A 24,815-nucleotide genomic window follows, 5' to 3' on the forward strand; every position below is an offset into this window, starting at 1 on the left:
TTCCGGGGCCGGGCGGTGCGTGGTCGATCTCATCTCCATGGAATAGCACGTTTTTTTTGCCGCATGTTCCGGTGTAGCATCAGGCATGGATCCCCTCCTCCAAATCAGCGATCTTTCGAGAGCCTATCGCAGCGGCGAGGTGGAGACGCAGGCGCTCGACTCCGTGTCGTTCGAGGTGGCGGCGGGCGAGTTCGTCGCGATCATGGGCCCGTCGGGCTGCGGCAAATCGACCTTGCTCAACATCCTCGGCTTCCTCGATTCGCCGGACAGTGGCATCTACCGGCTGCGGGGCGAGGACGTGGCGACCTTGTCCGAGGCGCGGCTGGCGCGGCTGCGGCGCGCGCATGTGGGCTTCGTTTTCCAGGACTTCAACCTGATCGACGAGCTCGATGTGGCGGAGAATGTCGAGGTCGCCCTCCTCTACCGGGACACTCGCGCACGGCGGCGCCGGATCGAGTCGGTCCTCGATCAGGTCGGGATCGCCCACCGCGCCCGCCACCGGCCGCAGCAACTTTCGGGCGGCCAGCGGCAGCGGGTCGCCATCGCCCGCGCGCTGGCGCCGGAGCCCGACCTGATTCTCGCCGACGAGCCGACCGGCAATCTCGACACCGCCAACGGCGCCGCCGTGATGGACCTCCTCAAGAGTGCGGCTGCGGCCGGAACGACGGTGATCATGGTCACCCATTCATCCCTTCACGCCGCGGCGGCGGACCGGACGATCCGGATGCTCGACGGGCGGATCGTCGCGGAGACGCGGCTGTGATGCGGCTGCCGCGCCATTGGCTGGTCGCCTGGCGCCGCAACCTCGCCGCCAACCGGCTGCTGTCGGCTATCGCCATAGCCGGCCTCGCCATCGGCCTGGCCGGCGCGATCCTGATGACGCTCGTCGCGCGCGTGCCGCTCACCTACAATCACCAAATTCCCGACCATGAGCGCACCTATCTCGCCGTCTCGGTCATGAGCGGCGGAGACACTGCGCCCGATTATCAGGAGGCGAGCCCAGGCCGCGCGGCGGCCCTCATCGAGGCCATGATCGCCGGCGTGGAGGCGGCGGCGCGGCTCATGGAGGACGAAGCTGAGCTACGCCTCGGAGGCACCGCTCACATGGAGACGATCTACTGGGCCGACCCGGATGCCTTCGACCTGCTGCGCCTTCCCGTTCTCCACGGTGACCTCGATGCGGCATTGCGCCGCAGCGATGGGCTGGTGATGACCGAGGGGAATGCGCGCAGGCACTTCGGGCGCGCCGACGCGCTGGGCGAGACGGTGGACGTCGCCGGGCACCCCATGGTGCTGCGCGCGGTGATCGCCGACCTGCCGCCGGGCGGAACCGATCTTTCCGCCGGCATCTTCGCCTCGGGCACGGCCGCGCATTCCGGCCTCGCACAGCTCGAGGCGGACGGGCCCGATCAATTTTCGATCAGCGTCCGGACCTATTTGCGGCTGCGCCCCGGCGCCTCGGAACAGGAAGCTCGGGATGCGATCCAGCCGGCGATCGCGGGCCTGCTGCCGCCGCCTTTGCGCCCGGCGTACCGGCTGGAGCCGGTGCGGATCGACCGGTTCGCGCTGCACGAAGGCTTCCATCCCGGCGCGCGGGAGCGGCTGGTGATCGGCAGCCTGGTCGCGGCCCTGGTGCTGCTCATCGCGACCGCGAACTTCGTCAATCTCAGCGTCGCACTGGCGGGACGACGGCGTCGGGAGATCGGGGTGCGCAAGGCCAATGGCGCAGGACGCGGTCACATCGCGGCGCAATTCCTCGCCGAGGCCGTGTTGACGATATTGGTCGCCACGGTCCTCGCCCTTGCGATGAGCGAATGGCTGTTGCCGGCGGTGAACGGCTTCCTCGAGACGCAGGCGCGGCTCGATTATTCGGCCGACCCGGGCCTGCTCCTCAAGCTCGTCGCGGGCGCGGTGTTGCTCGGCATCGCGGCGGGCGCCTATCCGGCGTTCCTGCTCTCCTCGCTGCCGCCGACGGCGACGCTCCGGGACGCTCCGCTGCCCGGCGGGAGTCTGGTGCGAAGCGTCCTCGTCACCGCCCAGTTCGCGATCCTGATCGGCCTGATCATCGCCACCGCCGTGGTCCACCAGCAGCGCCAATATGCGATGCGAGAGGCGCTTCGCATGGATATCGACCAGGTGCTCACCGTTGCCGCCCGCTGCCCGGCCGCCTTCGTCGCGGAGACGGCGAAGCTGCCGGGCGTGCGCGCCGTCTCCTGCAGCGGCAAGAGCCTGCTCACCGGGGAGATGTTCGCCTTCATCGATTGGAATGGCGGCCGCGTGACGACCCAGATGGTCTCCGCTCTCCCATCGATCTTCGCCCTCTACGGCGTCCGGCCTGTCGCCGGAACGCTGGCGACGCTGCCGAAGGATGGCGAGGAGGCGGTGTCGCGGGTGGTGATCAACGAAGCGGCGGCGAGGGCCTTCGGCTTCGCCTCGCCGGCCGCCGCGATTGGCGAGACGCTGCCGGCTCTGGCTGACGCGTCGACTGACGATAGCAGGACGCAGGTCGTGGCGGTGGTGCCTGATTTCACCTTTCAGTCGATCGAAAAGCCGATCGAACCAATCCTCTATTTGCCGCGTCCGCCGGGTACGCTCGAGGAGGGGCTGGTCTCGATCCGACTTGCGGGCGGCGACGTGCCGGAGACGCTGGCCCACCTCGATCGGCTGTGGCGCGCAACCGGCAATGAAGGCCCGATGGAACGGGCCTTCGTTAGCGAGCATGTCGAACGCCTCTATCGAAACCTCGAGCGCAACGCTCAGCTCTTCGCGATCTTCTCCAGCCTCGCCATCTTCCTGGCCGGCCTGGGCCTTGTCGGCCTGTCCCTCTCGGCGGCGCAACGGCGGACCAAGGAGATCGGGATCCGCAAGGCCTTGGGGGCGAGCACAGGGCGGATTCTGATGCTGCTGCTGTGGCAGCTCAGTCGGCCGGTGCTGCTCGCCAATGTGATTGCCTGGCCGGTAGCGTGGTGGCTGATGCGTCACTGGCTGAACGGTTTTGCCGAGCGGATCCCGCTGCAGCCGTGGCTGTTTCCCGCGGCGGGCCTCATTGCGCTCGCCGTCGCCCTGCTCAGCGTCGGCATGCTGGCTTACCTCGTCGCGCGGCAGAGGCCGGTGCACGCGCTCCGATACGAATGACTACCTGCCGCGCCCTGACAGCCAGCTCTTCGGCGACGCTTGCGCTTCCTGCGCCGGCAGGATAGACACTGAACCACATGGTTCAGCAAGCTCTCCTCCTCGACCGGTCGTTTGCCGCCTTGTCCGATGCGACCCGTCGAGGGATCATTGATCAGCTTGGCGTGGGCGACGCGTCGATCAGCAGTCTGGCGGACAAGTTCCAGATGACGCTGACCGGCATGAAGAAGCACGTCCAGGTCCTCGAGCGAGCCGGGCTCGTCGTCACCCGGAAGGTCGGACGAGTGAGAACCTGCAGGCTCGGGAAACGTGGCCTCGAGGCGGAGGCTGACTGGATCGAAGCGCATCGTAAGCTGTTCGAGGCTCGCTTCGCAGTCCTGGACGACATCATCGGCGAATTGGAACAGGAGAGAAAGGATGAATCGAGCTGATAGTGCTGATGGTGCGCTGAAACGCACGTCAGTCGAGCGCAGAGGGGATCGCGAACTCGTCATCACGCGGACTTTCGATGCGCCGCCGAGCACCGTCTACAAAGCGTGGAGCGAGTCGGAGCTGTTCCAGCGCTGGTGGGTGCCAAAATCAGCATCCGGCATTTCTCTCATATCGTGCGAGATGGACGTCCGCACTGGCGGTAAATATCGGCTGGAATTCGGCGCCGGCGGTTCAGACACCATGGCCTTCCACGGCAAGTACCTCGAAGTGGTCCCGAACGAGCGTATCGTCTGGACCAACGACGAGGGCGAAATGGGTGCGATCACCACCGTGACCTTCGAGGATCGGGGCGGGAAGACGCTGCTGACGTTCCACGAGGCCTATCCGACCGAGGAGGCGCTCGAGGAAGCGCTGCAGGGTGGGGCGGCCGCATTGCCGGAACAGCTGGAGCAGCTCCAGGCGTTGCTTTCGAGCGCTGGCGAGTAACCTGGGGCGGCAGACGCGCGTCGGGGAACATCTGCTCCTGGGAAGTACCGCCGGCCTCTCGGCCGGACCGGGCGCACGGCCGGAGTCGGGCCTTTCGGGAGCGGGCGCCGCGCTACGATCCGGGCGCGCGCCCCGGGCGCTCTCTTCACGTCAGCCCTGCATCCTGTCCTTCACGCCCCCAGCGGTCGCGGCACCGCCGGCGCGTGGAGCGCGCCGATGAGGCAGGAGGCCAGCGCCTGGCGTTGCGGCCGGGCGGCCGCCGCATCCTCGCCGGCGGCAACGGCGAGATCGAGCTCGGCGCGCTGGGCGCGGTCCTGGTTGGGGCCGACGCAATCGAGACGCAGCGCGCCGCTGCTCGGCTCGGCGAAGAGGAAGACGAGGTTGGGATTGCCGATCGCCCGGGCCGCGGTGGCGTAGCAGGTGGCGCGCATCACCTCACCGACTTCGGCGCAGTCGCGGGGCGTGGGCGGCGCCGGCTCCGGGGCGGCGGCGTCGAAATGGCCCTGGCGGCTCATGTCCGCGATCAGGGCGCGGAGGATCCCGGCGGTCGCGGTCTCCTCGGCGATGACGACGGGTGCCACCGGGACCGGCGGCGGCATCGCCCCGGCGGCGCTCGCTCCAGCGAGCATGAATGCGGCGAGCATCAGTTTATTGCGCATCGTCCATAATCCTGTCGTTCATCCTCGTTTCTCGCCGGGGGGGGGGGGGGCGGTCATTGCCAGCTATAGGGCTGCCTTTCGAAAAGTCCGAATGCAACCGCATGGCAATTTCGGCCGAACCCGCTCGAGAAGATCCAGCGCTTTCACGCGCTTGCCGCCGAGACCGGCGGCGTGGAGGATGATCAACTTGAGGCCGTGCGCCACCGCCTTGTCCGTCGTCGCGATCGGCACTTCCGACCGGACGTGCGTCAGGTCGTGTCGTCGTTGCTGCCTTCGGACCGGCGACGGATTGCCGGCGCTCGCCGGGCGGCTGCGTCGGCAAAGTCGTCACGCGTGTCGAAGTCCCGCAGCATGGACGGCGGCGCCTCGACCCGAACCGCCGCCTCCCGGGCGAGCAGGTCCCGGACGCGGCTTTCCGGATCGGTCCGGAGCTTGGCGGCGAGCCGGCGCGGAAGCAGCAGCGGAGGAGAATCCCAGGCGCCGCTCCAGCTGATCGCCAGCGTCGCCTCGTCCGCGGCGCGGGCCAGCTTGCGCAGGTGCTCGGCGGATATGAACGGCATGTCGCCGAGGCAGACCAGGACGGCCGATGCTGCCGATGCCGATGCCGCTTCGAGGCCGATCCGGATCGAGCTGTCCTGCCCCCGGGCCGGATCCGGATTGCGGACCCTCTCGAAGCCGGTCAACAGGTCCGCCACGTCGTCGTCAGCTGTCACGGCGATCCGCGCGTGAAAGGGCAGGCCGGCAAGCAGACGGGCCTTGTGGGTCACGAGCGGCCGGCCATCCAGCCGCTCCAGCAGCTTGTTTCCCGGGCCGAAGCGGGTCGAGAGACCGGCGGCGACGAGCAGCGCCGCCGTGTCCTCGATCCTGATCATCGGATCAGCCGCTGATAATCGCCCGCGATCTCCGCCAAGGCCGAAAGGGCGAGGGTCGCCGGGTCGCGTGCCGCCGGGATGAGCCCGATCGGCCCGTGCACCCGCGCCCGGCGCTCCGCCGGCACGCCCCGGTCCGCCAGCGCCTGCAGCCGCGCTTCATGGGCGCGTTCGCTGCCCATCGCGCCGATCCAGAACGCCTCCGTCTCCAGCGCCTCGGCGAGCAAGGCGGTTTCCCACTCGTGTTCGTGGAACAGCAGCGCCAAGGCGGTCCACGCGTCCAGGGCGAGAGCGGGAGGGGCGGCGAGCCCGCGCAGCCGCTGGAACGGATAGCCTTCGTTCGAGGCAGTCGCGGCCGTCTTCCCGTCCGGAGACAGCAACTCGATCTCGGCGCCATAGGCCTCGGCAAGGCGCGCCAGCGCCAGCGGCTCGCCGCCCTCGCCGGCGATGACGAGTCGAAGCGGCGGCGCATGGCGGACGAGGAATTCGCCGCCCTGCCAGCCTGCCGCCCTGTTGGACCAGCCGTGCTCGATCCGCATCGGACGGTTCGGGGCGAGCGCCAGCTCGATGGGAGAACGGCCACGCAGCCGCTCGGCGGCGCGCGCGATTTCCTGCGCCGGGCTTGGCTGGAAGAGCAGGTCGATGCCGCCGCCGCAGGGCAGCCGGATATCGATATATGGCGAGCCCTTGCCGAACCGAACGATGCGATCGCAACCAGCCGCCAGGGTTTCGCGAGCCTCCGAGACGATGGCCGCCTCGATGCATGCGGCCGAGAAGCTCCCGGCATAGCGGCCGTCCGCCAGCACCGCCATGTGCGAACCCAGGGCCCGGAGGGAGGAACCCTCCCGATCCGTCATCGTCACCAGGACGCCGCGTTTGCCGGACGCGGCGGCGCGGGCGAGGAAGTCGAAGATCCCGAGCGGCGTGGCGCCCAGCTCGGCAGGGGTCTGCCTCATCCGCCGGCCTTTCGGGTGCGGCGCGTGCAATGTCCATAATCTTCGTCGACATGCCGGAACCGACCGGCGCACCCGGCGCTTAGCAAAGGCGTGCCGTGGAGGGGTCGATGGAAGCTGGAATTTCCCGACCGTTGCCGGGCATCGAGGATCGGCATGCGGTCCCGATCCGGCTGACGATCAACGGCGTCGAGCGGCAGCTGGACGTCGCGCCATGGACCAGCCTGCTCGATCTGCTGCGCGAGCGACTCGACCTCACGGGTACCAAGAAGGGCTGCGATCACGGCCAGTGCGGAGCCTGCACCGTCCTCATCGACGGGCGGCGGATCAACGCCTGCCTGAAGCTTGCCGTGACCTTGGACGGCGCCGACATCGTGACGATCGAGGGCCTGGCGCAAGGCGACGGGCTCCACCCGCTCCAGCAGGCGTTCATCCGCCACGATGCCTTTCAATGCGGCTATTGCACGCCTGGCCAGATCTGCTCGGCGGCCGGACTGATGGCGGAAGGCCGCGCCCGCACGCGCGACGAGATACGCGAGCTGATGAGCGGCAATATCTGCCGCTGCGGCTGCTATCCGAACATCACCGATGCGATCGAGGACGTGCTGAAGGACCGGGTCAGCGAACCGGCCATGCCGGTATGAGGCCGTTTTCCTACCAGCGCCCGACCGGGATCGCCGAAGCGCTGCGGGATGCGTCCGGCGGTGGCGTCCGTTTCCTCGCCGGCGGCACCAATCTGGTGGACCTCATGAGAGCCGATATCGAGCGCCCGACCGCGGTCATCGACATCAATCGGCTGCCGCTCGGCGAGATCGAGGAGACCGCCTCCGGCGGGCTGCGCATCGGCGCCCTCGTGCCGAATTCCGACCTCGCCTATGACTCCCGCGTCGAGGTGCGCTTTCCGCTCCTGTCGAGCGCCCTGCTGGCCGGCGCCAGCGCGCAGCTTCGCAATGCCGCGACGACCGGCGGCAACCTGCTCCAGCGCACGCGCTGCTATTATTTCTACGACTTGGCGACGCCCTGCAACAAGCGCGATCCGGGCAGCGGCTGCGCGGCCAAAAGCGGGCTGACGCGCATCCACGCCATCCTCGGCGCCAGCCCGCATTGCATCGCCGTCCACCCCTCCGACATGGCGGTCGCCCTGGCCGCGCTGGAGGCCGAGGTGCTGACGACCGGGCCTTCGGGCGATCGGCGCATCGGCATCGCCGACTTCCACCGGCTGCCGGGCGATACCCCGCAGGTCGATACGAACCTCGAGCCCGGCGAGCTGATCACGGCGATCGAGCTGCCGGCGGAGGGCTTTGCCGACCATTACAGCTACCTCAAGCTGCGCGACCGGCTCTCTTACGCCTTCGCCCTCGTTTCGGTGGCGGCGGCCCTGCGGCTGGAAGATGATGTCGTCGCGGAGGCGCGCATCGCGCTCGGCGGCGTAGCGCACAAGCCGTGGCGAAACCCCGAGGCCGAGCGGTTGCTGGTCGGCAGGCCTGCCGGCCGCGACGGCTTCGATGCGGCGGCGCGCGTGCTTCTGGAGGGTTCCGAAGGGCAGGGCGCCAACGACTTCAAGATCCCGCTCGCGCGCCGCGCCATCGTGCGTGCGCTGGAGCAGGCGGCCGCGGCAACGCCGCAGTCCCCGACCGACAAGAGGATCCGCTGACATGGCCGGCGCCGCGATCAGCCGCTCCGGCATCGGCGCGCCCGTTGATCGCGTCGAAGGTCGCCTGAAGGTCACCGGCGCCGCCAAATATGCGGCGGAGTTCAACGAGGCGGCGCTGTTGCACGGCCACGCTTATGCGAGCCGGATCACCAAGGGACGGATCGCTGCGATCGATCCCTCGGCCGCGCTCGCCGTGCCGGGGGTGTTGGACGTGCTGACGCACGAGAACCGGCCCGATCTGCCGCTGCTGCGCCGCCATTATCAGGACGAGGTCGCCTCGCCCGGCATTCCGTTCGTGCCGCTGTGGAGCGACAAGGTCCTGTTCGCGGGCCAGCCGGTCGCGCTGGTGGTGGCGGAGACGGCGGAGATTGCCCGCTACGCCTCGAGCCTGCTCGAGATCGACTATGAGGAAGAGCCGCACGAGACCGACCTCAAGGAGGCGCTGCACCGCGCCGCGGCGCCGTGGCGCACGCGCAAAGGCTATGTGCGGCCCAAATCGCGCGGCGATGCGCCGACGGCGTTCGAGGCGGCAGCGGTGCGGATCGACGGCGAATATCATCTGATGCCCGAGCATCACAATCCGATGGAGCTGTTCGGCACCACCGTCGTTCGGCACGATGACGGCCGCCTCACCATCTACGACAAGACGCAAGGGGCGCTGAACAGCCGCAACTACATATCCAAGATCTTCGGTTATGGCGGGGATGAGATCCAGGTGCTCTCGCCCTTCGTCGGCGGCGCGTTCGGGGCCGCTCTTCGTCCGCAGCACCAACTGTTCCTGGCGGTGCTCGCCGCGCGGCATCTCGAGCGATCGGTCCGGGTGGTGATGACCCGCCAGGAGATGTGGAGCCTCCAATTTCGCCCCGAATGCTATCAGTGGGTGAAGCTGGGCGCCGAGCCGGACGGCAGGCTTGCGGCCATCGTCAATCATGCGGTGACCAACTCGTCGCGGCTGGAGACCTATACCGACAACATCGTGAGCTGGGGCGGCATGCTCTACCGCTGCGACAATGCCGACCTTGAATATCGCATCGCGGAAACCGACACGATGACGCCCGGCGACATGCGGGCTCCCGGCGCGGCGACCGGCGTCAACCTGTTCGAGATCGCGATGGACGAGCTGGCTTATGCGGCCGGCGTTGATCCGCTGGAGCTGCGGCTGCGCAATTATGCCGAGAAGGACGAGATGCACGGCATCGACTATACGTCCAAGGCGCTGCGCGAATGCTATGCTGCCGGGGCGGAGCGGTTCGGCTGGGCCCGGCGCGTCTTCGAGCCGCGGTCCATGCGCGAAGGCCGCGAGCTGATCGGCTGGGGGATGGCCACCGGCATCTGGGAGGCGATGCAGAGCAAGACCGCCTGCCGCGCCACCCTGCGCGCCGACGGGCGACTGGAAGTGGCCACCGGCACCGCCGACATCGGTCCCGGCACCTATACGATGATGGTGCAGGTCGCGGCCGAGCGGACCGGCCTGCCCGCCGAGCGGATCGAGGCTAAGCTCGGCGATTCCACGCTTCCTTACGCGCCGGTCCAGGGCGGCTCCTGGACGGCGGCGTCGACCGGCTCGGCCGTGGCGCTCGCCTGCGAGACGCTGCGCACCCGCCTCTACGAAATGGCGCGAGACCTGCCGGACTCGCCCTTCGCGTCGACCGGCATCGACGACGTGCGCTTCGAGGATGGTGAAGTGGTGCGCAACGTCGATCCGATGAATAAGCGGATGCGGTTCGAAGCCATCCTCGAGGCGGCGGGCTGCCCTGAGCTCAAGGTCGAGGAGACGGCCAAGCCCGGCATGATCAGCATGATGCGCAAGGCCCGCAACAGCCACTCCGCCGTCTTCGCCGAAGTGCGCGTGGACGAGGAGCTGGGCGTGATGCGGGTGACCCGCATCGTCAGCGCCTGCGCGGCCGGGCGGATCATCAATCCGAAGATCGCGCGCTCGCAGATCCTCGGGGGCATCGTCTTCGGCCTGGGCATGGCGCTGGAGGAGGAGTCGATGATGGACCACCGCCTCGGCCGCTTCATGAACCACGACCTTGCCGAGTATCACGTGCCGGTGAATGCCGACCTGTTCGACGTCGACATCATTTTCGTCGAGGAGCAGGACGAGGAGGTGAACCCGCTGGGAGTCAAGGGCGTCGGCGAACTCGGCGTGCCGGGCACCGCGGCGGCGATCGCCAATGCCGTCTTCCACGCCACCGGCAAGCGCATCCGCGATCTGCCGATCACCATCGACAAGCTGCTCTGATTCTAGCCAGCACCCCGATGCGGCACGAGGATCAGCGTCCGGCCCTCGACGCGCCAGGAGGCGAGCTGCGACAGGAAGTTCATCCCGAGGACGTCGAGGGCGTCGAGGGTGGGGAAGATCACGACCTTGAGGTTGCGCGCCTCGATGCTTCCGAGCTCGAGCCTGTCCAGGGATCCCGCTTCGGCCCGCACGACTCCGTTGGCGGTGCGGATCATGACCGGCAGCAGGCTGACGTCCCGGTCGACCGAGGCGAGCCGGGCCGTCTGCTCCGACAAGGCCGTGACGGTTGCGCCGCTGTCGACGAGCATCCTTCGCTCGACGCCGTTGATCTCCACCCGCGCCCAGAAATGGCCGTCCGGCGACATGCGGATGCGGACCTCCTCGCCGACCACCTGCTGGTCGTCCAGCCCGAGCCGGTCGGTGAGGCGGGCGAGCGTGGGATCGAAGGGGGCGTGGCGAAGCAGCAGGAAGATGCAGAAGGCGAGCAGCGCCAGCGAGAAGAGCGAGCGCAGGAGGCGGCCCAGATAGGGGATCCGGAAGATCAGGAACAAGGCCAGTGCCGCCCCCACCGCGTAGAGGGCCAGCAGCTGCCATTCGGGACCTGTCGAGAAGGGCATGATGCCGGTTCAACCGGATCGATCGCAATTCGATCCGGAGGCGTGTTCCGCCATGACCGGGAGGACGCTGCGGGGCCGGTCGGCGGCCGAGATCATCCCCGGGCGCCGTCTTGCCTCGCGGCAGAGGGAGACGACGGGGCAAGCCCTGCCGAGCCCGGCGACGGGGCGGCTGCGTCCGATCCGCCCTTCGCCGCTGCGGGTATGATGCCCGCCGCGAGCAGGTCGAACAGCGCGGGAACGTGGCTCTCGGCGCGCGGGTGCGGCGACGGATCGGAGGTCATCGCCACCGTCAGCTCGAGGTCAGGGACGATGAACAGCATCTGCCCGCCATAGCCCCAGGCGAAATGGACGTCGTGGCCGCTCGCCTTCTGCGAGAACCAGCCATAACCGTAGGGATTGCCGCTCCAGCGCGAGCTGGTCCGCGGTCGCCAGCTTTCGGCGACCCAGCCTTCCGGCAGGATGCGCCGACCGTCCACCAGGCCGTCGTCGCGGTAAAGCTCTCCGAAGCGGACGAGGGCGCGCGGCGACATCAACATGTCGTTGCCGCCGAAATAGATGCCCTGCGGGTCCCGCGGCCAGGGCGGCAGCGCGATGCCGAGCGGCTCCGCCAGCCATTCCCGCGCCAGATCGTGCGTCGATCTTCCGGCGGCGCGGGTAAGCGCGGCCGAGAGCAGGTGCGACGATCCGGTCGAATAGAGCATCGCGCCGCCCGGCTCGTCGACGAACGGGCGGGACAAGGCGTAGCGGACCCAGTTGGGGCTTGCCACCCATGCGCCGTAATTCGCGCCGGACGTCCGCTCGAGCCCCGCGCGCATGGACAGCAGGTGTCCGATCTCCAGGCGCTCCAGCCGCGGATCCGCACCGGCCGGGATGTCGGCCCGCAGGATCGGTGCGACCTTCTGCTCCGGTCCGTCCAGGATGCCCCGCCCGATGGCGATGCCGACCAGCGCCGAAATCACGGACTTCGACGCGGACTTGATGTTGACCGGTCGATCGAGCGCCGGCCCTCGAAAGCGGTGCTCGACCAGGATCTCGCCGTGCCGGGCCACGATGAGCGATCGAAGCCGTGGAAGCGCCTCGGCCCGAGCCGCGACCAGCCGCATCAGGTCGGGATCGAGGCCTTGCGTCGACGAACGAGCGTCTCGGGATCCCGACCGGTTGGCGGGCGGGTCGATCGGATCTGCGGCGGAACAGGCGGTCGCAGCCGCCGCGGACAGGAGGGCCAGCAACAGGGAGGCACGTTTCATCGTTCCAAGATAGGGGCTCAGGCCGGCGCTTGCAGCGGTGGAGACGGCCGTGGCGGCCCCGGGGTAACGCATGGCGCGGAACGATTGCCGTCCTCGCGAGCTATTCCGACGGAAGACCGGAGGGAGTCGAAACATGAGATCATCCTTGATGGCTATCGCGATCGCCATGGGCCTGGCCGGATGCGGTTCGCCGCAGAGCCAGGAAGGAACCGACGCGGCCGCGAACGCCGGCGATGCCGCGAACGCGGGCATGAACGCGCCCGAAGCCTCGGCGCAGCGCGCCGTGGCGACGCTGCAGACCGCCGAGGGCGCCGCGGCCGGAACGGCGACCGCCAGCGCCGTCGACGGCGGCATCCGCATCGCGCTCGAGGTCGAGGGTCTGCCGCCCGGCCCGCACGGCGCGCACGTCCACATGACCGGCCGCTGCGACGCGCCGGCCTTCGAGAGCGCCGGCGGCCATTGGAATCCGACCGACGCCCAGCACGGGCTCGAGGCGCCGCCGGGCCAGCATGCGGGCGACATGCCCAACCTGGACGTGGGCGCGGACGGGCGCGGCAGCCTCGACTACACGCTCCAGGGCGGCAGCTTCGAGGGCCTCATGGATGCGGACGGATCGACGATGATGATCCACGCCGATGCCGACGACCAGCGCACCGACCCGTCCGGCAATAGCGGCGGCCGCATCGCCTGCGGCGTCTTCCAGGCGGGCTAGCCGCCGACCCGCTCAGCGGGTGACGGGAAGATTGGTGTTCACGCCGGCCTCCTCGCTCGTCTCCGGCGGCGGCGGGGCGGCGCCGCGGTCCCGGTAGGAGGGCAGAACGAGCGCGTCCGCGGGCGGCGGGCGCGACTCCAGGCGGGCGATCAGCCGCTCCATCTCGGCGATCTCGCGGATCTGCGCGTCGATGATACGGTCCGCGAGCCGCCGCACCTCCGGATCGCGGATGGCCGCGCGCTCGCTCGTCATCACCGCGATCGAGTGGTGCGGGATCATCGCCTTCATGTAGGCGACGTCGCCCACCGTCGCCTGCGACCGGACCAGCCACAGCGCGACCGCGAACAGGAGGAGGGCGACGGCCACGATCGCGATATTCGCCGCCCGGTTCCTGTACATGCCCCACATGAAGCCGATCATGACCAGGGCCATGGTCGCCCCCATCAGCACCGCCATCCAGGTGCGCGTCTGGCTGTAGCGGACATGCTCGAGCGCGTAGGTGTTGAGGTACATGAGGGCGAACATCACGACCGTCGACGTCGCGATCATCGCAGCGAAGCGGCCATAGCCCATACCCTGTCGGGCGTGCGATCCCTGCTCACCGGATATTGCGGGCTGATCGTCCATCGCTCGGTCTCCTTCGCCGGGGAATGAGACGCAACGCGCCGAATCCCGTTTCGGCTGCAGGCTCCGATGGCGGCCGCCACCGTGGAATGTTAGGCGGGCGAAGGCGTCGACGAGAAAAGGGCGCCGTCGATCGAACCTTTTCGCGATTCCCGGCGACCTTGTCATCGAACGGGAGGCATCGTCGATGCGGCAGAGTGGGCGGGTCTATGAGGAACTGCTCGTGCTGCAGGCCCAGGCCGGCGGCGTGCGCGCGCTCGAACGGCTGGCGGCGCGATGGCAGCCGCGGCTGCTGCGATCGGCCCGCCGCTTCACGGGCCATGACCAGCTGGCCCGGGAGGCGGTGCAGGAAAGCTGGATCGGGATCGTCCGCGGACTCCGCCGGCTCCGCGATCCGGCGCGTTTTGCCGCCTGGGCCTTTGCCATCCTGCGTCGGCGATGCGCCGAAGCCGTGCGGGCGCAGGCGGCGTCGCGGAGGCGGGACGCCTCGCTTGCCGAAGCCGGCGAGCCGTCGGTCCCGCCGCGCGACGAGGACCGCGCGGCCATCGTCCAGGCCTTTGCCCGGCTGCCCGAAGAGCAGCGCATCGCCGCGACGCTCTTCTTCGTCGAGCAGCTTCGGCTCGACGAGATCGCGATGGCCACGAGCGTCCCGGTCGGCACCGTCAAGTCGCGGATATTCGCGGCGCGCAAGAACTTGAAGACAGCGCTTGAAGGAGATGAGGCATGACTCGATTCGACGACAGGGTGAAGGCTGCGCTCGATGCCGATGACGAGGCGTTTCTGCGCGAGCTCGACGCCCAGCGCGGGCTGTTCGGGCAGATCGGGGACACGATGAAGGGGCCGCTCGGCGGCTGGGCGACCCTGATCTTCCTCATGACCTTCCCGCTGGCTGCCCTCATGTTCTTCGCGGTCTGGAACATGTTCCAGGCGGCGGGCATGCGCGAGCTCGTCCTGTGGACCGCCGGCGCGCTCGCCGCTCTGCTCGCGCTCGGTTTCGTCAAGCAGTGGTTCTTCGAACGCATGAACTTCATCGCCCTGCTGCGGGAGCTGAAGCGTCTCGAGCTCCGCCTCGCCCGCATCGAGGACAGATAGGCCGACCATCCTGGCGCGCGGCTGGACCGCCGCACGGGGGCGGGGCAGGCGAGGGCGGCCGCCTTCGCTTGCGCCGGCCCTTTGCGCCTGCGACAGGCCGGACATGGCCCTTCTCGTCTATGTCGGCGCGGCGCTGGCCGAGATCGCCGGGTGCTTCGCCTTCTGGGCGTGGCTGAAGCTCGGCAAGTCGCCGCTGTGGCTGGTCCCGGGCGTCGCGTCGCTGTGCCTGTTCGCCTGGCTCCTCACCCTCGTCGACGCCGAGCATGCCGGCCGGGCCTATGCCGCTTATGGCGGCGTCTACATCCTCGCGGCCCTGCTCTGGCTGTGGGTCGCCGAAGGGTTCCGGCCCGATCGCTGGGACGCGATCGGCGCCGCCATCTGCCTCGCCGGCGCGGCGGTCATCCTGTGGGGGCCGCGGGCGGGTTGACGGCTCGCCCGTCGCCGCCGCGATCCGCTTTGTCGTCCGGCCCGAGGCCCGCCGGCCCATCCGGCTCGGGCTCGCCTCCTGCCCCGGAGCGCGTGCGATCCATGCTCCCCGGAGCTCGCGGCAGGCAGGAGCGCGGTGTTGCGGCCGCTTGCCCTGCGCGCGCGCCGATCTAGACTCCCCGCATCCGATGATGGAGCTGCGATGACCTTTCCGATCGATCGCCGGTCGTTTCTGACCCATGCCGCCGCCGGCGTGGCAGCCGGAATGGCCGGTCACGGTGAGCTTCGGGCGCAGAGCGGCGCCGGCCCGTCAGATCTCCTCGATGCCGAGCGCGAGGTGATCCGGGCCGGCATGGCAGATGACGATATCGGCGCCGTCGCGGTGTGCCTTGTCGATCGGGCCGAGCCGGTCTGGCTCGAAGGCTTCGGACGAACCTCCGGCGGCGATGGCGGGCCGGTCACGCCGGACACGCTCTTCAGCATCCAGTCGACGTCGAAGAGCCTGACGGCGGTCGCCGTGCTGCTCGCCGTGCAGGAGGGCCTGCTCGACCTGGACGTGCCGATCACGCGCTACCTGCCCGATTTCTCGGTGAACAGCCGGTTCGAGCAAGCGCCGCAGGATCGCATCACGCTGCGGTTGCTTCTCGCCAACCGGGCCGGCTTCACGCACGAGGCGCCGGTCGGCAACAATTACGAGCCCGCGTCGCCCAGCTTCGAGGCGCATGTCCGCAGCATCTCGCGAACCTGGCTGCGCTTCCCGGTCGGCGATCGGTACCGCTATTCGAACCTCGGATACGATCTTGCCGGTTACATCGTCGGTCATCAGTCGGGTCTCGGCTATGCCGAATGGCTCCGGCGCAAGCTGCTCGCCCCGCTCGGCATGACCAACAGCACGGCCGACCCGGCAATCTATGCGAGCGCCGCCGATCGGGCTTCCGGCAGCCACAGGGGCTATCCGCACGTGCCGCTGGTGACTCCCCTGGTGGCGTCCGGAGGAATCTGGACCACCGCACGCGACATGGCCGCCTATGCGGCCTTCCTGGCGGCACGGGGCGCGTGGCAGGGGCAGCAGATTCTCGCTGGGGAGCTCTGGAGCGAGATGCACGGCTTCGGCTTCGGCGGCGATTATGGACTCGGCGTCATGCGCTCCGAGCGGCGGCATGGAACGACGCCGGTGCGGCTGCTGCACCATCGCGGCGGCGGCTTCGGGTTCGGCTGCAATCTGGTCTATTGTCCCGAGGTCGGGCTCGGGTGGGTCGCCTTGTTCAGCCGCCCGGCCTTGTCCGGCTATCGCTTCGGCAATGGCTTGATCGATCGGTTGCTTTCCTCGAGGTTCGGGCCTCGCGCGCCGCGGCTTCCCTCGGCGGCGCTCGCGGCTATCCGTCCTCTCGAGAGCCAGGCGAGGGCGCTCGCCGGCCGCTATGTCGGGCGCAACCTTCGCGCCGAGATCCGCGCCGCCGACGGTCAGCTCCACCTCCGCCGCGACGGCGAGGAGACGGCTGCAGCGCTGGGCATGACGGCGCCGGACGCGCTGTTCACGATCGATGACGAGGGCGAGACGGTGACCTACCGCCACCATCCTGCGACCGACCTGCTCCCGGCGCATCTCGAATGTTCCGAAGGCGAATCGAGCCTCGATTTCAACGATGGTCCCGGCGAACCGCCGGGGCCGGACAAGTCCGCGTGGGAGCGTTATGTCGGCCGGTACAGGATCGACCAGTGGGGTCGCTCCGCGATGGAGCTCGTTGTCGAGCGGCGACGCGGTCACCTCTACCTCGACGGCGTCCGGCTGATCGTGGAGACCGAGCCGGGGCTGTTCTTCACGAGCGATGGCGAGGCCGTCGACTTTCGGTCATCCCCGCCGACATGGCGCAACCTGCGGCTTCGCCGCGTCTGAAGTCCAGACGCGGGGGGGCGTACCGGAAAGCTGCGCTGGCGAGGCGGCTCCGGTGGCTTGCGCCGCGTCCCGCCGTTCGCCATAGGGGCGGCTTCGTCGGACCCGGCTTGGCCGGGTGGCTCGGCCGGGCGCCTATCCCCCGGACAATGTTCGAGCACGAGGCCGTCGGACCGGGCTTCCGGGCCGCCCGCCTCGCTCCTTCGCCTTACCGGGTACCCAGATGCTCTCATTCGCCGCGCTTCGACGCGAGTGGCTCTCCAATCCTCGCGGGGACATCCTCGCCGGGATCGTCGTCGCGCTCGCCTTGATTCCCGAGGCGATCGGCTTCTCCATCATCGCCGGAGTCGATCCTCGCGTCGGGCTCTATGCCTCCTTCTCCATCGCCGTGATCATCGCCCTGGCCGGCGGCCGGCCGGGCATGATCTCAGCCGCTACCGCGGCGGTCGCCGTGCTGGTCGTGCCGCTCGTCCGCGATCACGGCGTCGAATATCTGTTCGCCGCGACGATCCTGATGGGCCTCATCCAGGGAGCGGCGGGATTCCTCCGGGTCGACCTGCTGATGCAGTTCGTCTCCCGCTCGGTCATCACCGGCTTCGTGAACGCCCTCGCGATCCTGATCTTCCTGGCCCAGCTGCCGCAGCTGACCGGGGTCGGCTGGGAGACCTACGCCATGGTGGCCGGGGGCCTGGCCATCATCTACCTGTTCCCGCGTCTCACCCGTGCGGTGCCGTCGCCGCTGGTCGCCATCATCGTCCTGTCGATCGTCTCGATCTGGCTGGCCTTGCCGGTGAACCGGGTCGGCGACATGGGCGAACTGCCGTCGACCCTGCCCTATTTCCGATTGCCCGACGCGCCGCTCTCGCTGGAGATGCTGCGGATCATCCTCCCTTACTCTCTGACCATGGCGGCCGTAGGACTGCTCGAATCGCTGCTGACCGCGCAGATCGTCGACGACCTCACCGACACGCCGAGCGACAAGGCGCGCGAAGTGAAAGGGCAGGGGATCGCCAATTTCGTCACCGGCTTCCTCGGCGGCATGGGCGGCTGCGCCATGATCGGCCAGTCGGTGATCAACGTGAAGTCAGGCGGCCACACCCGTCTGTCGACCCTGGTCGCGGGCCTGTTCCTCCTGTTCCTCATCGTCGTGCTCGGGCCGTGGGTGGCGCAGATTCCGATGCCCGCGCTCGTCGCGGTCATGATCATGGTCTCGATCGGCACGTTCAGCTGGACGTCGATCCGAAACCTGCGCACCCACCCCTGGCATTCCTCGGCGGTGATGGTGGCGACGGTGGTCGTGGTCGTCTGGACGCACGATCTTGCGCAGGGCGTCCTGGCCGGGGTCCTGCTCAGCGGAATATTCTTCGCGAGCAAGGTGCGCCGGCTGTTTGCCGTCCGCTCGGCGCTGGCCGCCGACGGGACGCGGCGGACCTACGTCTTCACCGGCCAAATCTTCTTCGCGTCGGTGGAGCGATTCCTTGCCGCCTTCGACTTCAAGGAGGTTCTGGATGCCGTCACGATCGACGTGAGCCGGGCGCATTTCTGGGACATTTCGGCGGTGGCGGCGCTGGACAAGGCGGTGCTCAAGTTCCGGCGCGAAGGGACGAGCGTGGACATCGTCGGCCTCAACGACGCGAGCGCGACGATGATCGACCGCTTCGGCCTGCACGACAAGCCGGGCACGGAAGACGCGACGTCCCCGCATTGAGGAGAGCGACATGAAGATCATCGCCTGCATCGACGCCTCGCCTTATGCGACCAGCGTCGTCGACCATGCCGGCTGGGCCGCTTCCCGTCTCGAGGGGGAGGTCGAGGTGCTTCACGTAATCCAGCGCAAGGACGCCGTCGCCGCGCGGCACGATCTCAGCGGCGCGGTCGGCCTCGGCGCCAAGAGCGGTCTCCTGGAGGAGCTCACCCGGATCGACGAGGCCGAGGGCCGTCTCGCCCGCGAGCAGGGCAAGCTCCTGCTCCACGCGGCCGAGGCGCGGCTGAAGGGGGCGGGCGTGGCGGTCCGGCTGTGCCACCGCCACGGCGGCATCGTGGAGACCGTGATCGAGCGGGAGGCGGATGCGGATCTGGTCGTCATCGGCAAGCGAGGCGCCTCGGCGGATTTCGCCAAGGGCCATCTCGGCAGCAAGGTCGAGCGCGCCGTCAGGCAGAGCGTGAAGCCGGTGCTCGTGGCGTCGCGGGAATTCCGGCCGATCGAGCGCACCTTGATCGCCTTCGATGGAGGCCCGAGCGCGCGAAAGGCGGTCAGCTTCGCCGCGACCTCGCCGCTCTTCGCGGACGTCGCGCTGCACCTGGTCATCGCCGGCGGCGAGACGGATCGCAACCGCGACGCCCTGCGATGGGCGGGGGAGGTGCTCGGGGAGCGGGCGAAGCGAGCCGAGATCGTCCCCGGCAGCGCCGACGACGTGGTGATCGCCGAGGCCAGGCAATGCGGCGCCGATCTCGTCGTGATGGGAGCGTACGGGCATTCGCCGCTCCGGACGCTGATCGTCGGCAGCACGACGACGGCCGTAATACGGGGCGTCCTGTTGCCCGTCCTGCTGTTCCGCTGACCGGCTGGCCGGATGGAGAAGGACGAAGCCCGCCCGCGCCTCCTCGTCCGGCTCGCGCAGCTGGAGGAGGAGGCGCGCATCGGCGAATCCGACCGCGCGCCGGTTCCGCTCGACCAGGACAAAGTCGGCCGCCTCTCGCGCATCGACGCCATGCAGGTCCAGGCGATGGCCCTGGCGGCGCAGCGGCGGCGGCAGGCGGAGAAGGACCGTATCGCGGCCGCGCTCCGACGCCTGGACATGGACGAGTTCGGCGCTTGCACCGCGTGCGGCGAAGATATTGCCGAAGGGCGGCTGCACAACGACCCCAGCGTGGCGCTGTGCATCGGCTGCGCCGGCGGCAAGGTCGAAGCGGGCGGATGATTCTCGATGAGGGCCGTCCGATTGGAAGGGCGGTCCTCCCGGGAGCCTGCGCTCAGAGACCGCCCTGGAAGGCGAAGGTGAAGCGGAGCTGCTCGGGCCGGACCGCCGCTTCCGACCGGCGCTCCGGCGCGACCGCGACGAGAGTCAGCATCCCGTCGGCGACCTGGACGGGCTCGCCGAGAATGAGGTCGACCGGCCGCGACCAGCTGCCTCCGATCACCGTCGCCCGAAGCACGACGCGCCCCGCCCAGACGCATTGGGCGTCGATCGGGCAGCGGCTGTCCTCGACGAGGCGGTCGGGGCGGACGCGCGGACCGTCGACATAGGCGATCTCGCCCAGCCCGACCGGACCTTCGATGCCGTTCGACGCGGTGGTGGCGGCGCAGGCGGAGAGGAGGCAGGGGGCGAAGAGAGCGATCGCGGCTTTCATGGCGCGTGCGTGCCGCCGGATGCCTGACCTTGGGCTGAACCGGGAAAGGGCTCCGCGCCGCGCCTCGGCCGCCTCGACGACGGATTCCGCTGCACGGGAGCGTGCGAGACCGAATTGTGATCTGATGGCACCAGATCACCCGGTCTAGAGGCTTGATATGTCGCGATTTCCGAGTCGTCGGATGATCTCATCCGACTGGAAATCGCTCTAGGCGCGCTGGTGGATGATCTTCACGGCGTCCGCGAAGGCCAGGCTGTGGACGATCTCGCCGGCACGGTCCTCGGCATCGATCCGGTAGCGCAGATCCATGACGCCCGCGCTCTTGACGTCGTTGCTGATGACGTCGCGGGCCCCGGTGAGCACGGCGTTCCTGACCGCTTCGAGATGGGGAAGCTCGAGCCCATCGGGATCGAGGCTTTCGTCCGTGCCGTCGCGAAGTTGCAGATAATATCGCCGCCGCGCCGGTGAGGGCGCCGGAGGGGCGGGGAAGGGCGGGTCGGCCGCTGGATCAGGCGGCGGGCGCGGTCCATCGTCCGACGATCGTCAGCGATTCGTGGAAAGGGATGACCAGCGTTTCCGCCCCGTCGCCGTCGCGAACCACCAGCCGCCCGGTAAGGTCGAGCTCACCTTTCTCGACCTCCGCGCTGATGATCGAGCGGATGCCCTTGATCGCTTCCCGCCGGGCGGTTTCGAGGTCCGGCAGCTCCCGGCCCTCCTCGTTGGAGACGAGGCCGAGACCGTTGTGGAGATCGAAGAAGAAGTGCGGCACCGACGTCCCCTTCAGACCAGATCCTTCACCCTGTCGGCTTCACCGCGAAGGCCCTCCTCGGCCTTGCGCAGGTGAAGGTAGTTGGGATTGAAACGCGCTGCGCGGCGCAGGCCTTGCGGATCGAGGACCTTCAGGACCCGCCCTTTCAGCTCGATCAGCCGGTCCTCGCGCAGCTGCTTCAGCGTCCGGTTCACATGGACGGGCGTGAGCCCCGTTGAATCGGCCAGCTCTTCCTGGGTCAGCGGGAACGGAATGCTATTGTCCTTCGCCTCGTCGATGATCCGGTAGCGCACCAGCAGCTCGTAGAAGAGATGGGCTATACGCTCCCGCGCATCGCGCCTGCCATGATCTATGATGCGTTCCCGAAGCACCGCTGAATCGGTCATCGTGCTCCACCACAGCGCCTGGGTCAGGCACGACATCTCGGTCAGCAGCCCTTTGATCGTCTCGGCGGGGACGACCGCGCAGACCGTCTCGGTCATGGCGCTGATGCCATGGTCCATTTCCTCGAGGACGAAGACCTCGAGGTCGCAGATGTCGCCCGGAATGAGGAAGGCCATGATCTGCCGCTCGCCCTCGTCCAGAAGCTTGTAGCGGGCGGCGAGCCCCGACAGGACGATATGGATTTCCTTTACCTTCTCGCCTTCGGTGAGGATGTCCTGCTTGGGCGCGAAGACTTGCGTGCGCTGCGCCACGAGTTCGTCGAGGCGGCGGCCTTCTCGCTCTTCGAAGCCGGCATATTGCTCCAGCTTCAATCGCAACGGATTTCGCACGGCGTCCTCCCGTTTCTGATCCAGGTTAAAACGCGTCGGCGGCGCGAAGTTGCCTCGTCGAGAAGCGTCCGGAGGGCGATCACGCTCCGTGTTGCGACGAGAACCCCCTCAAGGCGGACTCAAGCTGACCTGGCCACGAAGATGGAGATAGGCCTCGTTGAAGCCGGCCGCATCCTCCATCCGCTTCCAGTCGGCGATGGTGACGGCCTTCTTGCTGCGGGCGATAAGGCCGCGCGACTCGAGGTCCATCAGCGTCCGGTTCACATGGACGGAGGTGAGGCCGGTGGCGTCGGCAAGCTGCTCCTGCGTCATCGGTAGCTGATAGCTCCGGCGGTCGCCGAGCCCGATCGCCTGCAGCCGCAATCCGAATTCGCAGAGGAGGTGGGCGAGCCTTGCGGCCGCGTCGCGGCGGGCGATGTTCGCGATCCATTCGCGAAAGATGGAGCCGTCGACGAGCGTGTCGTACCACATGGCGAGGCCGACCGACGGGAATTCGAAGGCGATCCGCTTCATCTCTTCGCGCGGAATGAAGGCGACGGTCGCGCGCGTCAGCGTCTCGACGCTGTGGTCGGCGGTTCCGAGGAGCGCGTTCTGGAGATCGACGATATCGCCTTTCATGTGGATGGCGCTGATCGAGCGGGAGCCGTCCACGAGCACCTTGTGCCGAAAGGCGAATCCCTCGAGCAGCAGGCATGAGTGCGAAGGCTTCTCGCCCTCGCGGACGAGACAGGCGTGCGCTCGCGCCTCCTCGACCTTGTGGGGCAAAGCGAGGATCGCCCGCTTTTCCGCTGGATCCAGCGGGCGCCACAGCTGGAGCTTGTCGATCATCGGGGATAGCGTCTGGGACCGGTCCTGCATTCGCTCTCTCTTGGCGAGAGCGCACTCGGTCCCCCAGGCACCGGCAGGCCGGGATAGGCGCGGCGATCTGCTCGGGCTAGCGTATCGGGGGACGGGCTGCCCAAACCTATGTTGGGTCGATCAGGCTCGACCGGGACGCCGAGACTTGCCGGTCGCCGGCTCAGGCGGCGAAGGTGACATGTCCCTGCGCATCGATCGGCCAGGCGGGGTTCCAGGCAATCTCCCAGGCATGATCGTCGGGATCGGCGACATAGCCGCGAAGGCCGCCCTGTGGCGGCGCGTCGGCCGGACGGAGCAGCCGTCCGCCCGCGGCGAGCAACCGCGCCATCGCCGATGCCACCTCGGCCGCGCTGCCGACATTGTGCGCCAGCGCGAATCCGGCCGGGCCGGGACCCGTGGGCCGCTCCATGTCGGCTTCGAGCGCACAGGCGAGCCAGGTGGCGAGGACGAGCCCGTTCATCTGGTAGAAGACGATCTCGTCATTCTCGAACGCCGGGGTCCAGCCGAAGCCGTCGACATAGAAATGGCGGGAGGCGGAGAGGTCGCGTGCGGCGAGGGTGACGACGGCGATCTGCTGCTGCATGGGGCGATTCTTCCTTCGGCGTGCGGGTTGGCCGACCGCCGCATCCCGGCCGGCCCTGCTAGGGACACGCTTAGCTTTCGCCGGCAGGGCGCGGAAGGTGCGGCGCCCGCCTGGCGAGGACCGACGATCGTCCCCGCACGATTCATCGAGACATGATAGCGGCGTCAGCCGCTTATTCCGGTACCCTGCCGCGCTGGAGGCTCACCGCATCCTCGAACTGCAGACGGTGCACGACCTTTCCGGATTCATCCTCGACGTCGAGTCGATAGCTGAGCTTCACCTTGCCCTCGAGTGAATCGCTGCTGATGATCGAGCGCGCCTCGCGCAGCGTCGCCTCGCGAATGGCTTCCATCGAGCCGAGATCCCGCCCTTCGGGATCGAGCAGGATATCCTCGCCGTCGCGGAGATGGAAATAATAGAGGGTCATACGGGCTCCGGCATTTGGGCGGGAGCTCGCGGTCTCTCAGCCGCCGACGCCCAAAGCGAGTCGACGATCGCTCCTACATACATCCGGCGCAGAACCAAATCCATGATAATCAGTAGCAAACAATCCTGGATCATATCAATTTCGCACCGATGATGTTATGGAGACGGTATCGCCGATCGGATATCCGGGCTCCGGCGACTGAGAGATGATCGTGCTCCCGCCCTTCCATCGCGGGAGCTGTCATGACGAATACCAAGGGCCCGCTCGAGCTATTGCTGCGCAATCTCGAGCTGCGCACGCCGCTCTCCGAGGCCGACCGCTCCGCGGTGCTGTCGCTGCCCTTCACGCCCAAGACCCTGGAGCCGTCGACATACACGGTCCGCGAAGGCGACCCGCCGGATCGATGCGCCGTGCTCCTGTCGGGTTTCGCCTATCGGCAGAAGCTGACCGGCGACGGCGACCGGCAGATCGTCGCGATCCACGTCCCCGGCGAGGCGACCGACTTCCAGAACCTGCTGCTCGACGTCGCCGATCACAGCGTTCAGATGCTGACCCGCGGCGACGTGGCGTTCGTCGCCCGGCGCGATCTTCAGGAGTTGATCCGGACCCGTCCGGCCGTCGGCCAGGCCGTCCTGGTCAAGATCCTGGTCGAAGCGGCGATCTTCCGCGAATGGGTGCTGAACGTCGGCCGGCGGGACGCGCGGACCCGGCTGGCCCACCTCCTGTGCGAGTTCGCGCTGCGGCTCGAGGCCGAGGGGCTGGCCGACCGCTACGGCTACGAGCTGCCGATGACGCAGGAGCAGCTCGCCGATGCCACCGGTCTCACTCCGGTCCACGTCAATCGCGTCCTGAAGGCGCTGCAGGCGGACGGCCTGATCCAGCGCAGCAAGCGCAATGTCAGCTTCCCGGACTGGGAGCGCCTGCGGCAGGTCGGCGACTTCAACCAGCGCTATCTGCATCTCGAGCCGCAGCTGTCGGTCACGGAGCCGCACCCCCGCAGCGGATGAGGCCG

General features: G+C 68.5%; 29 protein-coding genes and 1 other annotated feature. Of the genes, 16 read left to right on the top strand and 13 right to left on the bottom strand.

Annotated elements, in window-relative coordinates:
- Nucleotides 1–85 precede the first annotated feature (85 nt).
- The 4 genes from DDE10_RS06985 (at nt 86) to DDE10_RS07000 (ending at nt 4,050) form a co-directional block, all read left to right on the top strand.
- Nucleotides 86–763, top strand: coding sequence for an ABC transporter ATP-binding protein (locus DDE10_RS06985; protein ID WP_114952020.1), 678 nt, complete (start codon nt 86–88; stop codon nt 761–763).
- Nucleotides 763–3,135 (top strand): FtsX-like permease family protein, encoded by a 2,373-nt coding sequence (locus DDE10_RS06990; protein WP_114952021.1) that lies wholly within the window; start codon nt 763–765, stop codon nt 3,133–3,135. The genes DDE10_RS06985 and DDE10_RS06990 overlap by 1 nt, the downstream gene beginning before the upstream one ends.
- 77 nt (nt 3,136–3,212) lie before the next feature.
- Entirely contained in the window at nt 3,213–3,563 is a 351-nt protein-coding gene (locus DDE10_RS06995; protein ID WP_114952022.1) for an ArsR/SmtB family transcription factor, read from the top strand.
- On the top strand, nt 3,550–4,050 hold the full coding sequence (locus DDE10_RS07000) for an SRPBCC family protein (protein ID WP_114952023.1): 501 nt from the start codon (nt 3,550–3,552) through the stop codon (nt 4,048–4,050). Before DDE10_RS06995 ends, DDE10_RS07000 begins: the two co-directional genes overlap by 14 nt.
- A gap of 170 nt (nt 4,051–4,220) precedes the next feature.
- Here DDE10_RS07000 and DDE10_RS07005 read toward each other — a convergent pair whose 3' ends face one another.
- From DDE10_RS07005 to DDE10_RS07015, 3 genes are all read right to left on the bottom strand, one after another.
- On the bottom strand, nt 4,221–4,709 hold the full coding sequence (locus tag DDE10_RS07005) for a hypothetical protein (protein WP_114952024.1): 489 nt from the start codon (nt 4,707–4,709) through the stop codon (nt 4,221–4,223).
- Between the two features lie 248 nt (nt 4,710–4,957).
- Nucleotides 4,958–5,581, bottom strand: a complete 624-nt coding sequence (locus DDE10_RS07010; RefSeq protein ID WP_114952025.1) for a nucleotidyltransferase family protein — start codon at nt 5,579–5,581, stop codon at nt 4,958–4,960.
- The gene (locus tag DDE10_RS07015; RefSeq protein ID WP_114952026.1) at nt 5,578–6,534 is read right to left on the bottom strand and encodes an XdhC family protein; all 957 of its coding nucleotides are present in this window, start codon (nt 6,532–6,534) and stop codon (nt 5,578–5,580) included. Before DDE10_RS07015 ends, DDE10_RS07010 begins: the two co-directional genes overlap by 4 nt.
- A 107-nt stretch (nt 6,535–6,641) precedes the next feature.
- Between DDE10_RS07015 and DDE10_RS07020 the strand changes: the two genes are divergently transcribed.
- The 3 genes from DDE10_RS07020 to DDE10_RS07030 are packed head-to-tail and all read left to right on the top strand — an operon-like array spanning nt 6,642 to nt 10,430.
- Complete coding sequence (locus DDE10_RS07020; RefSeq protein ID WP_114952027.1) at nt 6,642–7,175, top strand: (2Fe-2S)-binding protein; 534 nt, start codon at nt 6,642–6,644, stop codon at nt 7,173–7,175.
- Nucleotides 7,172–8,185 carry an FAD binding domain-containing protein gene (locus DDE10_RS07025; protein ID WP_114952028.1) on the top strand — a complete coding sequence of 338 codons (1,014 nt, stop codon included), beginning with the start codon at nt 7,172–7,174 and terminating at the stop codon, nt 8,183–8,185. The genes DDE10_RS07020 and DDE10_RS07025 overlap by 4 nt, the downstream gene beginning before the upstream one ends.
- Nucleotide 8,186: 1 nt before the next feature.
- Nucleotides 8,187–10,430: a xanthine dehydrogenase family protein molybdopterin-binding subunit gene (locus DDE10_RS07030; protein ID WP_114952029.1), complete on the top strand. Its 2,244-nt coding sequence runs from the start codon at nt 8,187–8,189 to the stop codon at nt 10,428–10,430.
- Nucleotides 10,431–10,432: 2 nt separating this feature from the next.
- Here DDE10_RS07030 and DDE10_RS07035 read toward each other — a convergent pair whose 3' ends face one another.
- Both DDE10_RS07035 and DDE10_RS07040 read right to left on the bottom strand, forming a co-directional pair.
- The gene (locus DDE10_RS07035; protein ID WP_114952030.1) at nt 10,433–11,047 is read right to left on the bottom strand and encodes a retropepsin-like aspartic protease family protein; all 615 of its coding nucleotides are present in this window, start codon (nt 11,045–11,047) and stop codon (nt 10,433–10,435) included.
- A 92-nt stretch (nt 11,048–11,139) separates the two neighbouring features.
- Nucleotides 11,140–12,294: a serine hydrolase domain-containing protein gene (locus tag DDE10_RS07040; RefSeq protein ID WP_114952293.1), complete on the bottom strand. Its 1,155-nt coding sequence runs from the start codon at nt 12,292–12,294 to the stop codon at nt 11,140–11,142.
- A gap of 133 nt (nt 12,295–12,427) precedes the next feature.
- On the opposite strand from DDE10_RS07040, the gene DDE10_RS07045 reads away from it, so the two are divergent.
- The gene (locus tag DDE10_RS07045; protein WP_162806403.1) at nt 12,428–13,006 is read left to right on the top strand and encodes a superoxide dismutase family protein; all 579 of its coding nucleotides are present in this window, start codon (nt 12,428–12,430) and stop codon (nt 13,004–13,006) included.
- Between the two features lie 12 nt (nt 13,007–13,018).
- On the opposite strand, the gene DDE10_RS07050 is transcribed toward DDE10_RS07045, so the two are convergent.
- Nucleotides 13,019–13,633 (bottom strand): DUF305 domain-containing protein, encoded by a 615-nt coding sequence (locus DDE10_RS07050; RefSeq protein ID WP_284734487.1) that lies wholly within the window; start codon nt 13,631–13,633, stop codon nt 13,019–13,021.
- Between the two features lie 184 nt (nt 13,634–13,817).
- Here DDE10_RS07050 and DDE10_RS07055 point away from each other — a divergent pair, with 184 nt between their 5' ends.
- The 7 genes from DDE10_RS07055 (at nt 13,818) to DDE10_RS07085 (ending at nt 19,963) form a co-directional block, all read left to right on the top strand.
- Complete coding sequence (locus DDE10_RS07055; protein WP_114952032.1) at nt 13,818–14,357, top strand: RNA polymerase sigma factor; 540 nt, start codon at nt 13,818–13,820, stop codon at nt 14,355–14,357.
- Complete coding sequence (locus DDE10_RS07060; RefSeq protein WP_114952033.1) at nt 14,354–14,722, top strand: DUF6768 family protein; 369 nt, start codon at nt 14,354–14,356, stop codon at nt 14,720–14,722. Before DDE10_RS07055 ends, DDE10_RS07060 begins: the two co-directional genes overlap by 4 nt.
- 103 nt (nt 14,723–14,825) lie before the next feature.
- On the top strand, nt 14,826–15,149 hold the full coding sequence (locus DDE10_RS07065; protein ID WP_114952034.1) for a YnfA family protein: 324 nt from the start codon (nt 14,826–14,828) through the stop codon (nt 15,147–15,149).
- Nucleotides 15,150–15,350: 201 nt separating this feature from the next.
- Entirely contained in the window at nt 15,351–17,045 is a 1,695-nt protein-coding gene (locus DDE10_RS07070; protein ID WP_114952035.1) for a serine hydrolase domain-containing protein, read from the top strand.
- 95 nt (nt 17,046–17,140) lie between these two features.
- Nucleotides 17,141–17,194: a sequence feature (sul1 is cis-regulatory element that is thought to sense ions involved in sulfur or methionine metabolism; They are found in Alphaproteobacteria), on the top strand.
- Nucleotides 17,195–17,265: 71 nt separating this feature from the next.
- Nucleotides 17,266–18,750, top strand: coding sequence for a SulP family inorganic anion transporter (locus tag DDE10_RS07075; protein ID WP_114952036.1), 1,485 nt, complete (start codon nt 17,266–17,268; stop codon nt 18,748–18,750).
- A 10-nt stretch (nt 18,751–18,760) separates the two neighbouring features.
- Complete coding sequence (locus DDE10_RS07080; protein WP_114952037.1) at nt 18,761–19,603, top strand: universal stress protein; 843 nt, start codon at nt 18,761–18,763, stop codon at nt 19,601–19,603.
- A 12-nt stretch (nt 19,604–19,615) separates the two neighbouring features.
- Nucleotides 19,616–19,963, top strand: a complete 348-nt coding sequence (locus DDE10_RS07085; RefSeq protein ID WP_114952038.1) for a TraR/DksA family transcriptional regulator — start codon at nt 19,616–19,618, stop codon at nt 19,961–19,963.
- 52 nt (nt 19,964–20,015) lie between these two features.
- On the opposite strand, the gene DDE10_RS07090 is transcribed toward DDE10_RS07085, so the two are convergent.
- The 7 genes from DDE10_RS07090 to DDE10_RS07115 all read right to left on the bottom strand — a co-directional run bounded on the left by DDE10_RS07090 (nt 20,016) and on the right by DDE10_RS07115 (nt 23,803).
- Nucleotides 20,016–20,393 carry a hypothetical protein gene (locus DDE10_RS07090; protein ID WP_284734488.1) on the bottom strand — a complete coding sequence of 126 codons (378 nt, stop codon included), beginning with the start codon at nt 20,391–20,393 and terminating at the stop codon, nt 20,016–20,018.
- Nucleotides 20,394–20,600: 207 nt separating this feature from the next.
- The gene (locus DDE10_RS23360) at nt 20,601–20,837 is read right to left on the bottom strand and encodes a DUF6894 family protein (RefSeq protein ID WP_432653719.1); all 237 of its coding nucleotides are present in this window, start codon (nt 20,835–20,837) and stop codon (nt 20,601–20,603) included.
- A 64-nt stretch (nt 20,838–20,901) separates the two neighbouring features.
- The gene (locus DDE10_RS07095) at nt 20,902–21,162 is read right to left on the bottom strand and encodes a DUF6894 family protein (RefSeq protein ID WP_114952039.1); all 261 of its coding nucleotides are present in this window, start codon (nt 21,160–21,162) and stop codon (nt 20,902–20,904) included.
- An 11-nt stretch (nt 21,163–21,173) separates the two neighbouring features.
- Entirely contained in the window at nt 21,174–21,935 is a 762-nt protein-coding gene (locus DDE10_RS07100) for a Crp/Fnr family transcriptional regulator (protein ID WP_114952040.1), read from the bottom strand.
- Nucleotides 21,936–22,043: 108 nt separating this feature from the next.
- The gene (locus DDE10_RS07105; RefSeq protein WP_114952041.1) at nt 22,044–22,793 is read right to left on the bottom strand and encodes a Crp/Fnr family transcriptional regulator; all 750 of its coding nucleotides are present in this window, start codon (nt 22,791–22,793) and stop codon (nt 22,044–22,046) included.
- Between the two features lie 160 nt (nt 22,794–22,953).
- Nucleotides 22,954–23,376 carry a VOC family protein gene (locus DDE10_RS07110; RefSeq protein ID WP_114952042.1) on the bottom strand — a complete coding sequence of 141 codons (423 nt, stop codon included), beginning with the start codon at nt 23,374–23,376 and terminating at the stop codon, nt 22,954–22,956.
- A 172-nt stretch (nt 23,377–23,548) separates the two neighbouring features.
- Nucleotides 23,549–23,803, bottom strand: coding sequence for a DUF6894 family protein (locus tag DDE10_RS07115; RefSeq protein WP_114952043.1), 255 nt, complete (start codon nt 23,801–23,803; stop codon nt 23,549–23,551).
- 242 nt (nt 23,804–24,045) lie between these two features.
- On the opposite strand from DDE10_RS07115, the gene DDE10_RS07120 reads away from it, so the two are divergent.
- A complete protein-coding gene (locus DDE10_RS07120) occupies nt 24,046–24,810 on the top strand; it encodes a Crp/Fnr family transcriptional regulator (RefSeq protein ID WP_114952044.1) in 765 nt (254 codons plus the stop codon).
- The last annotated feature ends 5 nt before the right edge of the window (nt 24,811–24,815 follow it).

The sequence above is a fragment of the Sphingosinicella terrae genome (assembly GCF_003347635.1).
Lineage (GTDB): Bacteria > Pseudomonadota > Alphaproteobacteria > Sphingomonadales > Sphingomonadaceae > Allosphingosinicella > Allosphingosinicella terrae.

What these genes read in the sequence shown, in the direction of transcription:
- DDE10_RS06985 (WP_114952020.1), top strand. Translation starts at nt 86, where the DNA reads ATGGATCCCCTCCTCCAAATCAGCGATCTTTCGAGAGCCTATCGCAGC.
- DDE10_RS06990 (WP_114952021.1), top strand. Translation starts at nt 763, where the DNA reads ATGCGGCTGCCGCGCCATTGGCTGGTCGCCTGGCGCCGCAACCTCGCC.
- DDE10_RS06995 (WP_114952022.1), top strand. Translation starts at nt 3,213, where the DNA reads ATGGTTCAGCAAGCTCTCCTCCTCGACCGGTCGTTTGCCGCCTTGTCC.
- DDE10_RS07000 (WP_114952023.1), top strand. Translation starts at nt 3,550, where the DNA reads ATGAATCGAGCTGATAGTGCTGATGGTGCGCTGAAACGCACGTCAGTC.
- DDE10_RS07005 (WP_114952024.1), bottom strand. Translation starts at nt 4,709, where the DNA reads ATGCGCAATAAACTGATGCTCGCCGCATTCATGCTCGCTGGAGCGAGC.
- DDE10_RS07010 (WP_114952025.1), bottom strand. Translation starts at nt 5,581, where the DNA reads ATGATCAGGATCGAGGACACGGCGGCGCTGCTCGTCGCCGCCGGTCTC.
- DDE10_RS07015 (WP_114952026.1), bottom strand. Translation starts at nt 6,534, where the DNA reads ATGAGGCAGACCCCTGCCGAGCTGGGCGCCACGCCGCTCGGGATCTTC.
- DDE10_RS07020 (WP_114952027.1), top strand. Translation starts at nt 6,642, where the DNA reads ATGGAAGCTGGAATTTCCCGACCGTTGCCGGGCATCGAGGATCGGCAT.
- DDE10_RS07025 (WP_114952028.1), top strand. Translation starts at nt 7,172, where the DNA reads ATGAGGCCGTTTTCCTACCAGCGCCCGACCGGGATCGCCGAAGCGCTG.
- DDE10_RS07030 (WP_114952029.1), top strand. Translation starts at nt 8,187, where the DNA reads ATGGCCGGCGCCGCGATCAGCCGCTCCGGCATCGGCGCGCCCGTTGAT.
- DDE10_RS07035 (WP_114952030.1), bottom strand. Translation starts at nt 11,047, where the DNA reads ATGCCCTTCTCGACAGGTCCCGAATGGCAGCTGCTGGCCCTCTACGCG.
- DDE10_RS07040 (WP_114952293.1), bottom strand. Translation starts at nt 12,294, where the DNA reads ATGAAACGTGCCTCCCTGTTGCTGGCCCTCCTGTCCGCGGCGGCTGCG.
- DDE10_RS07045 (WP_162806403.1), top strand. Translation starts at nt 12,428, where the DNA reads ATGAGATCATCCTTGATGGCTATCGCGATCGCCATGGGCCTGGCCGGA.
- DDE10_RS07050 (WP_284734487.1), bottom strand. Translation starts at nt 13,633, where the DNA reads ATGGACGATCAGCCCGCAATATCCGGTGAGCAGGGATCGCACGCCCGA.
- DDE10_RS07055 (WP_114952032.1), top strand. Translation starts at nt 13,818, where the DNA reads ATGCGGCAGAGTGGGCGGGTCTATGAGGAACTGCTCGTGCTGCAGGCC.
- DDE10_RS07060 (WP_114952033.1), top strand. Translation starts at nt 14,354, where the DNA reads ATGACTCGATTCGACGACAGGGTGAAGGCTGCGCTCGATGCCGATGAC.
- DDE10_RS07065 (WP_114952034.1), top strand. Translation starts at nt 14,826, where the DNA reads ATGGCCCTTCTCGTCTATGTCGGCGCGGCGCTGGCCGAGATCGCCGGG.
- DDE10_RS07070 (WP_114952035.1), top strand. Translation starts at nt 15,351, where the DNA reads ATGACCTTTCCGATCGATCGCCGGTCGTTTCTGACCCATGCCGCCGCC.
- DDE10_RS07075 (WP_114952036.1), top strand. Translation starts at nt 17,266, where the DNA reads ATGCTCTCATTCGCCGCGCTTCGACGCGAGTGGCTCTCCAATCCTCGC.
- DDE10_RS07080 (WP_114952037.1), top strand. Translation starts at nt 18,761, where the DNA reads ATGAAGATCATCGCCTGCATCGACGCCTCGCCTTATGCGACCAGCGTC.
- DDE10_RS07085 (WP_114952038.1), top strand. Translation starts at nt 19,616, where the DNA reads ATGGAGAAGGACGAAGCCCGCCCGCGCCTCCTCGTCCGGCTCGCGCAG.
- DDE10_RS07090 (WP_284734488.1), bottom strand. Translation starts at nt 20,393, where the DNA reads ATGAAAGCCGCGATCGCTCTCTTCGCCCCCTGCCTCCTCTCCGCCTGC.
- DDE10_RS07105 (WP_114952041.1), bottom strand. Translation starts at nt 22,793, where the DNA reads ATGCAGGACCGGTCCCAGACGCTATCCCCGATGATCGACAAGCTCCAG.
- DDE10_RS07110 (WP_114952042.1), bottom strand. Translation starts at nt 23,376, where the DNA reads ATGCAGCAGCAGATCGCCGTCGTCACCCTCGCCGCACGCGACCTCTCC.
- DDE10_RS07115 (WP_114952043.1), bottom strand. Translation starts at nt 23,803, where the DNA reads ATGACCCTCTATTATTTCCATCTCCGCGACGGCGAGGATATCCTGCTC.
- DDE10_RS07120 (WP_114952044.1), top strand. Translation starts at nt 24,046, where the DNA reads ATGACGAATACCAAGGGCCCGCTCGAGCTATTGCTGCGCAATCTCGAG.